A 14,404-nucleotide genomic window follows, 5' to 3' on the forward strand; every position below is an offset into this window, starting at 1 on the left:
TCTATTTATAATACCAGGATGGCAGTTTAGACCAGTGCGCGATGGTGGTTTTATGACCAAAAATTGAGATTAGTCATTAAATTCGCTGTAAGAGATATAGAATTGTTTCCATAGTGAGAATAAATAATTTAAATCACTGACATATATAAAATCCAGAAGTATATTTATTTTTTATTTATATATATCAATAGATTAAGTCGTGTATTAAGGGGGTTGGTTTAATTTCTTCTAATATATTAAATTAATAGAAATCAATTATTTAATAACTTTTAATTCGTTAATTATTGCTATTTCAGCGTTCAGATAGACGGAAGATCTACACTTTCTGATGTTGTTTGAATGAAATCAACTGGTATGTTTACTATACCATCAAAGGGAAGATTGTTAATGAGTTGATAAAAAATACTCCGTTAACGTATTCGATTTCGGGAAATTGGAGACACAAATGCGAACACATCCAATTGTCGCAGTCACGCTTGGAGACCCGTCGGGCATTGGTCCCGAGTTGATTGCAAAATTATTTGCTCACCCGGAGCGCAGTACTCATTGCAACTGTGTTCTTGTCGGTGACCCATGGGTCTGGGAGCAGGCTCAAAGCCTGACTGGTATGACACCCAACATAGTGCCTGTTTCTTCATTTATAGATGCACAAGATGCTGAGCCTGGCCAAATCTGTTTTTTGCCCGTGAACAGCATAGAAAGGCACAAAGTGAAAACGAGCGAAGCAAATAGTGAAAGTGGCAGAGCTGTGCTCGATATCCTGTCTTTATGCCTTGACGCTGCCAAAAACCATGAAATTGACGCAATCTGTTTTGCACCGCTAAACAAGCAAGCAATGATCATGCTGGTATGCCCTATGAAGATGAGTTGCACTTCTTTGCTGATTATCTAACGTCGATAGCTACTTCTGTGAATTCAATACACTAGGCAATATTTGGACATCACGTATTTCCTCTCACATCCCTCTGAAAGACGTTAAAGAACTCGTTACTCAACCCAGGATTGTTGAAGCAGGAAAGCTGATTTACCAGAGCCTGCAAAAAACGGGCATTGAAAGGCCAAAGGTCGCGGTTGCAGCGCTTAACCCTCACGGGGGCGATGGCGGCGTCTGTGGCCGTGAAGAAATTGACATTATCAAACCCGCCGTTGACGAGCTGAATGAACGAGGCTATCCCGTCGCAGGACCCTTTCCTGCTGATACCGTTTTTTTGAAGGTCAGAGATGGCGAATTTGATGCAGTCGTCACCATGTATCACGACCAAGGCCAGATAGCGATAAAGCTGCTGGGTTTTGAAAAAGGCGTCACAGTGCAAGGTGGTTTGCCTGTTGTTATCACCACACCCGCCCACGGCACAGCGTTTGATATTGCGGGCCAGAATAAAGCCAACGTCAACGCCACATTAAACGCCTATAACCTCGCATGTGTCATGGGCACATCAGAATTTCGCGCTCGAGAAGCAAGAGTCAAAGAGTTGGAGTCATAATGAAAATAACATCTGTAAAGGCAAGGGTTTTTGAATGGAAAGGAAAGACCGTTCCTCCCGCCAACAATTTTTGCTCAAACGCCATGGACCAATTGTGGGACAAAGGCGATTCAATGGGGACGTTTCGATTTCATGGCTGGACGGTGGTAGAAATAGAAACCGATACTGGCCTAGTGGGCATAGGTAATGTCGCACTGGCACCCAGAATAGCGAAGAATATTATTGATCAATATCTGACCCCCCTGATTTTAGGTCACGACCCCTTTGACTACGAATACCTGTGGCAGCGTATGTATCGTTCGACCATGGCATGGGGCCGAAAGGGCATTGGCATGGCCGCTATTTCAGCAATTGATATTGCACTGTGGGACTTAATGGGGAAAGCAACAGGTCAGCCTGTTTTCAAGCTTCTTGGTGGCAGAACCAAAGAAAAAATCCCTTGCTATGCATCGAAATTATACCGAACTGACCTTGATGAGATGCAAAGAGAAGCCCAGTCGTACCTGGATCAGGGTTTTGACATGATGAAAATGCGCTTTGGTTATGGGCCAAAAGATGGGCCACAAGGTGTGAGAGAGAATATAAAAAGCGTAGAAGCTGTGCGCGAGGTGATCGGCCCGGATGTCGACCTTATGCTTGAGTGTTATATGGGTTGGAACCTTGAGTACAGTAAACGGATACTGCCGAAGCTTGAAAAATTTGAGCCCCGATGGTTAGAGGAGCCGGTGATCCCTGATGACATAGACGGGTATGCAGAACTTAACAAACTCACAAGCATACCTATTTCTGGGGGAGAGCATGAGTTCACGAGCCATGGCTTTAAACAACTACTAGACAAGCAGGCAGTATCCGTCATCCAGTATGACACGAACCGTGTGGGTGGTATTACCGCAGCGAGAAAGATAAACGCACTGGCAGAGGTATATAGCGTGCCGGTTATCCCTCACGCTGGGCAAATGCACAATTATCACCTCACCATGTCTACTCTCGCCTCGCCCGTCTCAGAATATTTCCCGGTGCATGATGTTGAGGTCGGAAACGAGCTGTTCTATTACATTTTTGAAGGCGATCCGGCCCCTGAGCAGGGTCATATTGATCTCGATGACAATAAACCGGCCTTGGCCTGACGATCTCAGAAAAGTATCTCTCTGATTTCAACATCATTGAGTAAGGGTGAACATGACAGCATTCAGAGTTATTCAGTATCTAGACAGTAATGGTATCAACGTGGCGAAAGTCATCGACCATGACACCGTTCAGCCCCTTTTGCGGCCAGTAAGTCTCTACGAGCTTGCACTGACAGCAATGAAAGAAAAGGTTGCGCTTAGTTCACTCATTGAGGGTTCATTGGGTGACAAGCAGGTTCATTATCCTTCTCTTATTAGGCAGCAAACGATTCTCGCACCTATTAGTCACCCCGACCCAGCGCATTGTCTAGTGAGCGGTACAGGCCTTACTCACCTTGGCAGCGCTGACACCCGTTCAGCAATGCACACCAAGATAGAGCAAAGCGAAGAAAACCTCACTGACTCGATGAAAATGTTCAAAATGGGCGTTGATGACGGTAAAGCGAGTGCAGAAAGAGCAGCGTCGCAGCCCGAGTGGTTTTATAAAGGCAACGGCAATATCGTTCAGCCGCCTTATCAAGCCATTAGTGCGCCCGACTTTGCAATGGACGCTGGCGAAGAGCCAGAATTGGTGGGCGTCTACATCAATGATGAAAACGGGAACCCTCATCGTATCGGCTTTGCCATTGCAAACGAGTTTTCAGACCATGTAACAGAGAAGCAGAATTACCTCTGGCTGGCACACTCAAAGCTCCGCCAATGCAGCATTGGTCCTGAATTGGTCATCGGCGATATTCCCAGCAGTCTTACTGGCGTCAGCCGTATTTATCGTGAAGGCAAAGTGCTGTGGGAAAAGCCGTTTGTCACCGGTGAAGACAACATGTCACACAATATCGCTAACTTGGAGCATCACCACTTTAAGTACGATCAATTCCGATCCCCGGGTGACTTAAATATTCACTTTTTTGGCACATCGACGCTCAGCTTTGGCGATGCTATCTCAACACAAGACGGCGATATTTTCGAAATCAGTATTCCTGAGTTTGGACGTGCATTAAGCAATCCGCTCAAGCACAGCAAACGGGAAAACGTCGAAACCGTCCAGGTTGAGAGCCTATAACGACTTCAGGGAGAAAAACGAAATGGCAAAAGATACCTTGGTGCTGAACCAAAAAAGCGCACATACCATTGGTTTCTTTGATGTTGAATCAGGCGAAGCAATCAAACAAATAAAAGTGGACGATTATCCACACGAATTCGTTGTCGATTCAAAACAAGAGTATATTTATGTTGGCCACTACGGTGTTGAAAACTCCGGCATCATCGGCGACCACGGAGGCTGCTCAATCTTTGTGATTGAAATTGCAACAGGCGAACATGTCAGAACCATCAGTTGTTGGCCTTATTATCGAATTCATGGTCTTGCAATGGACGACCAAGACCGGCTTTATGCAATGAGTGAGTCTCATAACGTCATGGTTGTTTATGAAGACCCTAAAACGGCCAGCGCACCTGACCGCGCCATCCCCTCTGGCGGCCTGAAAACGCATTTGTTTTCGTTAACGAAAGATGGTCAAACCGCATATTGCCTGAATCTACTGAGTCACACTGTCACAAGAATCAAACCTTGGCAGCCGGCGTCGTCGTCCGAAGCCATGTATCCGGGCAAAAAACCGGAAGGCAACTGTCTGTCCAGCGATGGCAAAACGCTGTTTGTTACCAACAGATTGGATGACCAAATCGTCGCTGTCGATACAGAGTCTCTGGAAGTCACAGGCCGCGCTGATACTGGCCGTGATCCGACGCGCGCCTATATCTCTCCTAAAAGCCAGATTTTCGTGACCAACTACGGTGGCCAATCCATCACTATTTTCAGCCAACAACTTGAAAATGAAGGCCAGATTGCGTTACCCGCCGACCCCATCGCTGTCAGCTTCCACCCAGATGGAAAGACAGCCTACGTATCAATGACCAACGATGAGGTCGCCATCTTGGACGTGGAAACCACATCAATATCAACAACATTTCCGTGTTTGGCAGAGCCTGATGTGTCCTTCCTTCTGCCATCGTTTGCATTTAAATCATAAGGAAACTTGAGAATGAGTATTGATGGAAAAATGTTTATTGGCGGTCAGGCAGTAAAAGGAGCCAACGGTGAAATACGGGGGTTTGATCCGGTGGCTGATGCCGCGCTTGAGCCAGCCTTTGGCCTCGCGACCTGTGACGATGCGGATCGGGCTTGTCAGCTCGCTGAAACCGCATTTTATACCTACCGACAAACCACACCGCAACAACGCGCTGAGTTCTTAAACCTCATTGCAGATAACATCATGCTGCGGGCGATGAGCTGACAGCACGAGGAACCCTTGAGACCGGACTGCCTGCAGCAAGGCTTGAAGGCGAGCGCATGCGGACCGTAAATCAGTTAAAACTGTTTGCTTCCGTCATCGAAGACGGAAGTTGGCAAGACGTTCGCATCGATACCGCATTGCCAGACAGAGCGCCACTTCCAAGGCCTCACCTCGGCGTCCGCAAAATTCCTGTGGGCCCTGTGGTTGTATTTGGTTCCAGTAATTTCCCATTGGCCTTTTCCGTGGCGGGTGGAGACACCGCATCAGCACTCGCAGCAGGTTGCCCGGTTATTGTTAAAGGCCACTCCGCGCACCCGGGTGTATCTGAAATTGTTGGCCGCTGCATCAATGAAGCGGTCAAAAAGCTCGAACTGCCAAAAGGCACCTTCTCTCTCATTTTCGGCTCGGGCAATGAAATTGGTCAATATCTGGTGTCCCACCCAGTCATCAAGCAGTCGGTTTTACTGGCTCGCAAGCAGGTGGCACCGCATTGGTAAAGCTTGCGCAAGCGCGTAAAGAGCCAATACCTGTCTACGCGGAAATGAGCAGTATTAACCCTGTTGTGATGTTACCTAAAACCCTAGAAGCCAAACATGAGCAATTGGCAGAACAATTCTTTGGCTCTGTCACCATGGGCGCTGGGCAATTTTGCACTAACCCAGGGCTGGTTATCGCTGTTGAAAGCCCATCTCTTGAGGCCTTCAAAGACAAAGTCAGTGAACTGATGTCACCGAGTGATGCTGGCGCTATGTTGACCCCCTCTATTCACAATGCATACTGCAGCAGTAAAAACACCTTAATCGATAATCCAATGACAAGGCTTATCGCACAAGGAAACGCTGAAGGTGCTAACGTTTGTGAGCCAGCGTTTGTGGAAGTCAATGCAGATGATTTTATTGCCAACACAGCGTTGCATCAGGAAGTTTTCGGTTCGTTTTCAATGCTGGTCAAAGCCCAGTCCGAGCAGCAAGTGATTGAGGTCATTGACCAACTCGAAGGACAGCTCACAGGCACTATCCACTACAGTGATAATGATGATGGTGAATTTGTTGGTAAATTGATTCAGGCACTGGAGTTAAAAGTAGGGCGTATACTTTTCAATGGCTTTCCGACGGGCGTCGAAGTATCGACCGCGATGGTGCATGGCGGCCCCTTCCCTGCAACGTCAAACAGTCAGACAACGTCAGTTGGTACAATGGCTATCGATAGGTTTGTTCGTCCCGTGTGTTACCAAAATGTACCTGATCAATTCTTGCCACAAGAACTACAAGCAGCAAACCCATTGTCAGTAAATCGTAGAGTTGATGGTAAAGCGGATTAGGAGAGTCTGATGATAGATGATAATCGGATTGTTCCCACTGGCGCGACAGTTACACAACTCTGCACTGGGGTTATATGGGCCGAAGGGCCCGTTTGGCTACCCGAAGATGACGCTGTGCTATTCAGTGATGTAAAAGGCTGTAAGGTGTATCGTTGGAGCGAAGACACAGGGCTCCATATAGAGAAAGAATATTCTCACTACAGTAATGGCAATTACCTTGATCCAAAAGGTGACCTCGTCACTTGTGAGCATGGGCGACGTTGTATCAGTCGAACGGACAAGCAAGGTAGATGCGACATATTAGTCGATAACTATGATGGTAAACGCCTTAACAGTCCCAATGACCTTGTCGTCAAAAGTGATGGTACGATTTGGTTTACTGATCCGCCATACGGAATATTGGGGAATGATGAGGGTTTTCAGGCGCCCAGTCAGATGGTCGGCTGCTATGTGTATCGTTTTGACCCAGCAACTCAATCGCTCGATATCATGACGACGGATGTTCAGCGCCCGAATGGACTGGCTTTCTCTCCAGATGAGTCAGTGCTGTACGTTGCTGACATGTCGATTGTTGAATTCCCTACCAAAGGCCGACGTGAGTTACGCCGTTTTTCGGTAGACAAAGAGGATAACCTTGGTAAAGGGGAGACGCATTGTATTGTTGAGCCTGGAATACCGGATGGATTCCGTGTTGATGTTGACGGCAATATATTTTGCAGTTGTGACTCGGGGATAAAGATATTCGATAAAACTGGCCAGCAAATCGATGTCATTCCAGTACCTGAAAGGGTCAGCAACTGCACCTTCGGGGGCAAGGATCAGTCCTATTTATACATAACGGCAACCACCTCGCTGTATGGTATTCAGCTAAACACACAAGGTAGCCAATATACGCATTTACTTTAACAAAGCTACAAAAAACGTCAGCGGTTAGAAAAGAAAAAGGGGAGCTATAAGCTCCCCTTTCACGCAATAACTATTCTGTAATTACTTACAGAGCAGCTTTCGCCTTTTCAACCAGAACTGAAAACGCAGCTTTGTCGAATACAGCGATGTCTGCCAGGATCTTACGATCGATCTCGATAGATGCCTTTTTCAGACCGTTGATGAAACGGCTGTAAGACATACCATTTTGACGAGCCGCAGCGTTGATACGCGCGATCCACAGTTGACGGAATTGACGCTTCTTCTGACGACGGTCACGATAAGCATACTGAGCTGCTTTAGTAACCGCTTGAAAAGCTACGCGGTAAACACGTGAACGTGCACCGTAATAACCTTTGGCTTGTTTCAGAACTTTCTTATGACGTGCACGAGCTTGTACACCACGTTTTACGCGAGGCATTGTGTGACTCCTAAACTAATTCGTTAATAAACTAAGAAAAATTATGCGTATGGCAGCATACGAACAACTGCAGCAACTTCGCACTTAGGCAGAATTGCATTTGGACGCAGTTGACGTTTGTTCTTAGTAGAACGCTTAGTCAGGATGTGACGCTTGGTCGCACGCTTGTATTTGATACCACCAGCAGTTTTCTTAAAACGCTTAGCAGCACCTTTGTTTGACTTCATCTTAGGCATGATGAGTAACTCCGCATTGTATGCAATTAATAACAGTGTAATTTGGCGAACAAAAAAGCTATGCCACACAAGGCAGCACAGCCTCTTGTTACTTGTATGCCGAAATTACTTCTTCTTCGGGGCCAAAACCATGATCATTTGACGGCCTTCAATTCGCGTCGGGAAGCTTTCTACTAAAGCGATCTCAGCAGTGTCTTCCTTCAAACGGTTGAGGACATCAACACCGATACTTTGGTGCGCCATTTCGCGACCGCGGAATCGGATAGTGACCTTGACTTTGTTACCCTCTTCAATAAAGCGAACCAGGTTGCGTAGTTTTACCTGATAGTCGCCTATATCGGTGCCAGGTCGGAATTTGATTTCCTTGACCTGAATAGTCTTTTGCTTTTTCTTCTGCTCTTTCGTAGCCTTGCTCTTTTCGTACAGGAATTTTCCGTAGTCCATCACACGACAGACAGGTGGCTCGGCATTAGGCTGATTTCTACCAAATCGACACCAGCGGCTTGCGCTGTTTGTAGTGCTTCATCGAACGATACGACTCCAACCGCTTCACCATCAAGTCCTGTTAATCGAACTTCACGAACTCCACGAATTTCCTCATTCATACGATGTGCGTTTTGTTTAGCCGGGGCTTTTCTTGCGCCTTTAATACCTTATTCCTCCAAAATGTTGAGCGTGCGACTGCGAACTTCTTTTTCAAGCAGAGAAATGAATTCGTCAATCTTGAATTTACCCAAATCTTTACCTTTGCGGGTACGTACTGCCACTTCGCCGGCTTCCATCTCCTGGTCACCGCATACGAGCATGTATGGCACACGCTTCAAAGTATGTTCGCGGATTTTAAAGCCAATCTTCTCGTTTCTCAAGTCTGCAGAGGCTCTAAATCCTGCTTTTTGCAGTTTTTTTGCAACTTCATGAACGTAATCAGCTTGATTGTCTGTAATATTCATTACAACAGCTTGCTGAGGTGCTAACCAACTCGGGAAGTGTCCAGCGTACTCTTCAATAAGAATACCAATGAAACGCTCCAGCGAGCCAAGAATTGCACGGTGAATCATCACAGGAGTGTGACGTTCGTTGTCTTCGCCTACATACGTTGCGCCCAGACGATCAGGCAGTGCAAAATCGAGCTGCACAGTACCACATTGCCACGCACGATCCAAACAATCATGCAATGTAAATTCAATTTTCGGACCGTAGAAGGCACCCTCGCCTTCTTGAATCTCGTATGCAATGTCCATTGACTCTAGTGCTAGCTTGAGGTCAGCCTCAGCACGGTCCCACATTTCGTCAGAACCTACACGTTGCTCTGGACGAGTAGACAGCTTAACAACGATGTTTTCGAAACCGAACGTTGTATAAGTGTCGTAAACCATTTCAATACAAGCTTTTACTTCTTGTTGAACTTGGTCTTCAGTACAGAATACGTGCGCATCATCTTGAGTAAAGCCACGAACACGCATGATGCCGTGAAGAGCACCAGAGGGCTCGTTACGGTGACATGAGCCGAACTCAGCCATACGCAGCGGCAGATCACGGTAAGATTTCAGACCTTGGTTGAAGATCTGTACGTGACCTGGGCAGTTCATTGGCTTGATAGCGTATTCACGGTTCTCTGAAGACGTCGTGAACATGGCTTCTGAGTATTTGTCCCAGTGACCAGAACGTTCCCAAAGTACACGGTCCATCATTAGTGGGCCTTTTACTTCTTGGTAATCGTACTCTGTCAGTTTTTCGCGAACGAACTTTTCGAGTTCGCGGAAAACCGTCCAACCGTTATGGTGCCAGAACACCATGCCCGGTGCTTCTTGCTGCATGTGGAAGAGATCCAATGCTTTACCAATTTTACGGTGGTCACGTTTCGCCGCTTCTTCAAGACGGACAAGGTGAGCTTTTAATTGTTTCTTGTCAGCAAATGCTGTTCCGTAGATACGTTGCAGCATTTTATTATCGCTGTTACCGCGCCAGTAAGCGCCAGCGACGTTCAGAATTTTAAAGTTCTGACAGAAACTCATGTTTGGTACGTGCGGACCACGGCACATGTCAATGTATTCTTCGTGATGGTAAAGGCCAGGACGATCATCACGTGATACGTTTTCGTCCAGAATTTCCATCTTGTATGGTTCGCCACGTGATTCAAACGTATCACGTGCTTCCTGCCAGCTGACGTTCTTTTTCACTACCTGATATTTGGTTTTAGCCAATTCCTTCATGCGCTTTTCAATCGCATCAAGGTCGTCTTGTGTCAGGGAGTTCTCAAGATCCACATCGTAATAGAAGCCATTATCGATGGTGGGACCGATCGCCATTTTAACGTCTGGGTACAGCTGCTTAATTGCATGACCCAGCAAGTGCGCGCATGAGTGGCGGATAATCTCAAGACCATCATCATCTTTCGAAGTGATGATCTCAAGGTTGGCGTCGTTTTCAATCAGATCGTGGGCATCGACACGGTTGCCATCTACACGACCAGCAATACAGGCTTTCGCCAGACCCGGGCCAATATCAGAAGCAACATCAAAAGTAGAAACTGGTTTGTCAAAAGCGCGTTGACTACCGTCAGGAAGAGTAATTACAGGCATCTAAATGTCCTATTCACAGTGGTGCTACACACGAAGTAGCACTTGCTAAAAATGTGCACGACAGGGATGTAGGCCGTGCGTCGAGTGAACACCTGAAAGAGCAGATTTTGGTACAAATCAAAATGATGACTCTACAGGCGGTAGGGAATTGTAGCGCTCTCTATTGATAACGCAACTGCTCAAAAAGAAAAACCGGGAAAAATCCCGGCTTTTCAATGTCTGCATCAATATCGCAGAGCGACATCACTTCTGCGTACTGGTGTAAGTAATAAAATTAAATGCCCATGCAGTTAGCATAATAAGTGGTGGTTGCTGGCCAGTCCGAGAAAACCGCTTTCACCCCCACCTGCTTAGCCAATACATCCAATAGGGTAAATGTATCGCCGTCATTATTTGTTGCGTCTTTCACTGACTGATAATACCAACCGCCGCCCGTACCCAATGGACCTGAACGCTCAAGTGTCCATGTAATTAAGCCTAAGCCTGCATCTTTTGCCAGCGCAGCATACTCAGAAGGCACCATTTCATTCTTATCATTTTGAGTCACTAATGCGTAAAGAGGTGGGGCCAGGAAGGTAACGCCCGATTCAGCCAGCTTTTTCATGTCTCCAGCAGTCGGCTTCCAGGTTTCATCGTCATACATACGCGAATCGAGGTACACAGCCTGCTTACCATACGCTGCTTCTTCATTAATCCAGTATTGTACGTCACGCAGATTAAATGACTGTGCAAATACATCCTGTGGTGCCACGTTTGCTTCTTTATACTCGTTGATTAGCTTTTGCGCGTAGTCGTCTTGTGAAAAGCCTTGGTATGGCATCGCCACTTTGGGTGATTTAAGTTCTGGCGTCATTTTCACGCCCAAAGATTTAAACAGCTCAATACTCTCTGCGTGAGTCATTAGAGTACCGCGACTCGCATAGAGGTCTGTACGCCAACCCGGTGTGCCCTTCATGTAATCTTCTGGCGTGGTTGCCATTGGGTTTGCACCGTCCATTTTACCACTCAGGCGTTTGAACTCAGCATCGTGAAATCTGATGTACGACATTCAACCTGAGCTTTTTCGCCAGTTTCTGGGTTAGCTGGTGTGAAAGGTAAAGAACACTTCGCGGCCAGATCAGGAAACGCCAAAACGTCCGTCGTTGTATGAAGGTCGTTCTGAGAATGGCGACAAACCAATTCTTTGTCTTTTGTAAATGTCACATCACATTCAAGAATACCTGCTCCCATGCGCGCTGCTGCCACATACGACTCACGGGTATGTTCAGGAAATTGCATAGGTGCGCCGCGATGACCAATAGAAAATTCACTTTTTTTAAACGGCCCGGTTGCACAAGATTCCAGACGCGATTTGAGTGGCCCTTTATCCATGTCATCGACAAGATAGAAAGGACGAGGTCCCAGTTGAACGCTGTCTGCAAAAGTGAAAAAAGAAAGTGAAGACAACATTACGGCGGACACTGATTTAGTTAAGGAAAAGCTTATAAATACATTCCATTACAGATGAGTTAATAGTCAACGCGGAAAGTTTCTTAGTTGAGGATTACATTTGAGAGAAATATATATGACTGTTTCATTACTTAATGTGATCTTTCGACATTGAAAACCGTTTTTATCCCACCTTTCACCAGCTCAAAAGTAAAACTATTTGTACAAGCAATTTTTTGCGTATTGCACCTGAAGCTAATGACAATTAACTTTTTATTAATGGATGCACAACTCACTGTGTTATCCGCTTCGTAGCAAATAGACCAAACCAAAGGAGTTTATATGCCTGTACAACAAGCACAAGCGACATGGGAAGGTACGTTGAAAGACGGCAAAGGCGTAATGCAATACGGTGACGTCAAGGGACCGTTCACATTTGCCTCACGTTTTGAAACAGGTGAGGGAACGAATCCAGAAGAACTGGTGGGCGCAGCGCATTCTGGCTGTTATTCCATGTTCTTATCTGCCCTCTTGTCAGAGAAAGGTCTGGTGCCAACAATCACTACATCGGCAAAAGTCCATCTCGGAGAAGATGACGGCCCTAAAATCACCAAAATTGAGCTGACGTCTGTTGTCACTGCTGACGGTTTAACCGATGAGGTTTTACAAGAACAAGGTGCAATCGCAAAAGAGAATTGCCCTATCTCTCGCCTGTACGCGGGGACAACGATAGAGCTTGATTTGTCGCTTGGCTGATAAAAGTACGGAAACCGTGTGCCTCAATAAAAACCGTGAAAAAAACGATAAATAACGAGGCACACTGAATGACGTTTGGAGGGATGTACAATGACAAAAGATATAAGAAATCTCACACTCACTGGAATCGATGATGTGGGAGCGAAACAATACGAGGATGCGGTACAAGCTCTTTATGACTACCGACCCGGTATCGGAAATTACCTACAACCGATCAACGAGGCATACCCTGAATTTATTATGGGACGGGTGTTATTGGCCTATAGCGCCGCGAGTGAAGGCAGGTATTCTGCGCTTCACAATGTTGCAAACCTCACTAAATCACTCAACGTGCTCTACCCGACCGCAACAAAGAGAGAGCAGAAACACATAGATGCGGTCAATGCATGGGTGAAAGCCGATTTAAAAGGTGCCGTTGAAATCTGGGACGCCATTTTATCCGAATGGCCTCATGACTTAGTGGCATTTCGTCAAATGACGATGAATCTGTTTTGGATGGGACAACGACGCAGATTAGCAGACCTTTGCGCCAAACTTATGCCCTTCTGGGATGAATCAACCCCTCAGTACAATTTTTTCATTGGACCTGTTGGCTTCGTGATGGAAGAGTTGGGCCAATATGAATTGGCCGAAAAATTTGCGAGATATGCGGCAGAGAAAAACCCTTCTGACATGTGGGCCGTTCATGCTGTTGCCCATGTGCTGGAAATGCAGGGAAGAAATGCAGAAGGGATAGCCTGGATTGAACCAAAGAGTCATGTATTTCATAAACACAATGCATTTGTCGGTCATTTATGGTGGCACCTTTCGCTCTTCCATCTTGAGTCAGGCAATATCGATAGAGTACTTGAATTGTTTGATACTCAGATATATCCGGGCAATTCTGATTTTTACCTCGATATCCAAAACGGTGCATCATTGCTGTCGAGACTGAGTTTTCTGGGCGTGGATATTGGCGATCGGTGGTCGAAACTGTTAGATGCTGTAGAAAGCGCTAAACTCGATTACCTCTATGACTTCACAGATGTTCACAGCGCTATTGTGCTGGCTCAAAATGGACGCACAGAATCACTGGATGCATTGAATAAAGGGCTAAGCAAGCGCTATCCGCATCAAATAATGAACCCTGGTTAACGTATCAATTAACGCAGTCCATCACCGATTATCACCGGGAGAAATTTGCGCTTGCCGCTGAGCGTCTGGCGCCCGTACGTTATGATCAATTAGCATTAGGTGGCAGCCATGCCCAGCAAGATTTGTTCTTGCAGTATCAAATCATGGCGTACAAGCAGGCGGGTAACTTACCCATGATGAAAGCGGCGCTAAAAGAAAGGCTAGCGAAACGCACCATTGGTAGCGACATCGACGGTTTTCTGACCAAGGCTAAAGCAATTGATGCGTTGACTGCCAACGATACTATCGACCGCTATCTACAGAAGGTATCTGGTTGATTGAAATCCGCACCAGAAAAACAAGTCAGCAACTTAACGGGCCACAACAGCGTGGCTTGTTTCTTTTCCAAAATTGAGTTTGTGTACTAGCACTATGCGAGCCAAATGCCGAGGTTTTAGATAAGAGAATATTATCCAAAATTAACTGTCAATCAGGGTGAAGGGATTCATGATACTTGTTGTGTGTGATGGGGTAATGAGTCTATAAAGTAACACTGTATAAATATCCACCCCGAGCAATTTGTCCAATATAATTCATATTTCCCATTTTGGTGTTTTTTCCCGCCAAGGATTTTAGTCAATCCTCTACAAGATAGGTCAATAAAGGCGTGCAGACGATCGCAAATTTCACCCATGAATTATATTGGACAAACCGTAGGAAT

At 46.1% G+C, this 14,404-nt stretch carries 14 protein-coding genes and 3 pseudogenes; 11 read left to right on the forward strand and 6 right to left on the reverse strand.

The genetic code is table 11. The features are described from left to right. The first annotated feature begins 445 nt into the window (after positions 1–445). From CS022_RS27155 to CS022_RS04855, 8 genes and pseudogenes are all read left to right on the forward strand, one after another. The gene (locus CS022_RS27155) at positions 446–892 is read left to right on the forward strand and encodes a 4-hydroxythreonine-4-phosphate dehydrogenase PdxA (protein ID WP_268967862.1); all 447 of its coding nucleotides are present in this window, start codon (positions 446–448) and stop codon (positions 890–892) included. A gap of 55 nt (positions 893–947) precedes the next feature. Continuing rightward, on the forward strand, positions 948–1,484 hold the full coding sequence (locus tag CS022_RS27160) for a 4-hydroxythreonine-4-phosphate dehydrogenase PdxA (protein WP_328590310.1): 537 nt from the start codon (positions 948–950) through the stop codon (positions 1,482–1,484). Next, positions 1,484–2,611 carry an L-rhamnonate dehydratase gene (locus CS022_RS04835; protein ID WP_328590309.1) on the forward strand — a complete coding sequence of 376 codons (1,128 nt, stop codon included), beginning with the start codon at positions 1,484–1,486 and terminating at the stop codon, positions 2,609–2,611. Before CS022_RS27160 ends, CS022_RS04835 begins: the two co-directional genes overlap by 1 nt. Positions 2,612–2,663: 52 nt before the next feature. Continuing rightward, complete coding sequence (araD1, locus tag CS022_RS04840) at positions 2,664–3,671, forward strand: AraD1 family protein (protein ID WP_129121339.1); 1,008 nt, start codon at positions 2,664–2,666, stop codon at positions 3,669–3,671. A gap of 22 nt (positions 3,672–3,693) precedes the next feature. Next, complete coding sequence (locus CS022_RS04845; RefSeq protein WP_129121340.1) at positions 3,694–4,638, forward strand: YncE family protein; 945 nt, start codon at positions 3,694–3,696, stop codon at positions 4,636–4,638. Between the two features lie 12 nt (positions 4,639–4,650). Beyond that, on the forward strand, positions 4,651–4,902 hold the full coding sequence (locus CS022_RS25945; protein ID WP_235869258.1) for a hypothetical protein: 252 nt from the start codon (positions 4,651–4,653) through the stop codon (positions 4,900–4,902). A gap of 26 nt (positions 4,903–4,928) precedes the next feature. Continuing rightward, positions 4,929–6,223 (forward strand): annotated as a pseudogene (locus tag CS022_RS04850) (aldehyde dehydrogenase (NADP(+))). A gap of 9 nt (positions 6,224–6,232) precedes the next feature. Then, the gene (locus CS022_RS04855) at positions 6,233–7,129 is read left to right on the forward strand and encodes an SMP-30/gluconolactonase/LRE family protein (RefSeq protein WP_129121341.1); all 897 of its coding nucleotides are present in this window, start codon (positions 6,233–6,235) and stop codon (positions 7,127–7,129) included. A gap of 85 nt (positions 7,130–7,214) precedes the next feature. Here the strand turns inward: CS022_RS04855 and rplT are convergent, their stop codons facing one another. The 6 genes and pseudogenes from rplT to CS022_RS04880 all read right to left on the reverse strand — a co-directional run bounded on the left by rplT (position 7,215) and on the right by CS022_RS04880 (position 11,835). Beyond that, entirely contained in the window at positions 7,215–7,568 is a 354-nt protein-coding gene (rplT, locus tag CS022_RS04860) for a 50S ribosomal protein L20 (protein WP_129121342.1), read from the reverse strand. Between the two features lie 41 nt (positions 7,569–7,609). Continuing rightward, entirely contained in the window at positions 7,610–7,804 is a 195-nt protein-coding gene (gene rpmI / locus CS022_RS04865; RefSeq protein WP_068900515.1) for a 50S ribosomal protein L35, read from the reverse strand. A gap of 105 nt (positions 7,805–7,909) precedes the next feature. Further along, entirely contained in the window at positions 7,910–8,248 is a 339-nt protein-coding gene (infC, locus tag CS022_RS04870; protein ID WP_456243284.1) for a translation initiation factor IF-3, read from the reverse strand. A 9-nt stretch (positions 8,249–8,257) separates the two neighbouring features. After that, positions 8,258–8,409 (reverse strand): annotated as a pseudogene (locus CS022_RS28400) (translation initiation factor IF-3); the annotation flags it as partial. A gap of 48 nt (positions 8,410–8,457) precedes the next feature. Beyond that, positions 8,458–10,386 (reverse strand): threonine--tRNA ligase, encoded by a 1,929-nt coding sequence (gene thrS, locus CS022_RS04875; protein WP_129121343.1) that lies wholly within the window; start codon positions 10,384–10,386, stop codon positions 8,458–8,460. A 274-nt stretch (positions 10,387–10,660) separates the two neighbouring features. Further along, a pseudogene (locus CS022_RS04880) lies at positions 10,661–11,835 on the reverse strand (glycerophosphodiester phosphodiesterase family protein). 321 nt (positions 11,836–12,156) lie between these two features. Here CS022_RS04880 and CS022_RS04885 point away from each other — a divergent pair. The 3 genes from CS022_RS04885 to CS022_RS24795 all read left to right on the forward strand — a co-directional run bounded on the left by CS022_RS04885 (position 12,157) and on the right by CS022_RS24795 (position 14,021). Next, on the forward strand, positions 12,157–12,570 hold the full coding sequence (locus CS022_RS04885) for an OsmC family peroxiredoxin (RefSeq protein ID WP_129121344.1): 414 nt from the start codon (positions 12,157–12,159) through the stop codon (positions 12,568–12,570). 90 nt (positions 12,571–12,660) lie between these two features. Then, positions 12,661–13,704, forward strand: coding sequence for a tetratricopeptide repeat protein (locus tag CS022_RS04890; RefSeq protein WP_129121345.1), 1,044 nt, complete (start codon positions 12,661–12,663; stop codon positions 13,702–13,704). A 143-nt stretch (positions 13,705–13,847) separates the two neighbouring features. Further along, entirely contained in the window at positions 13,848–14,021 is a 174-nt protein-coding gene (locus CS022_RS24795; protein ID WP_161569563.1) for a hypothetical protein, read from the forward strand. Positions 14,022–14,404 lie beyond the last annotated feature (383 nt).

This window comes from Veronia nyctiphanis (assembly GCF_004116385.1).
In the GTDB taxonomy this organism is placed as follows: Bacteria; Pseudomonadota; Gammaproteobacteria; order Enterobacterales; family Vibrionaceae; genus Veronia; species Veronia nyctiphanis.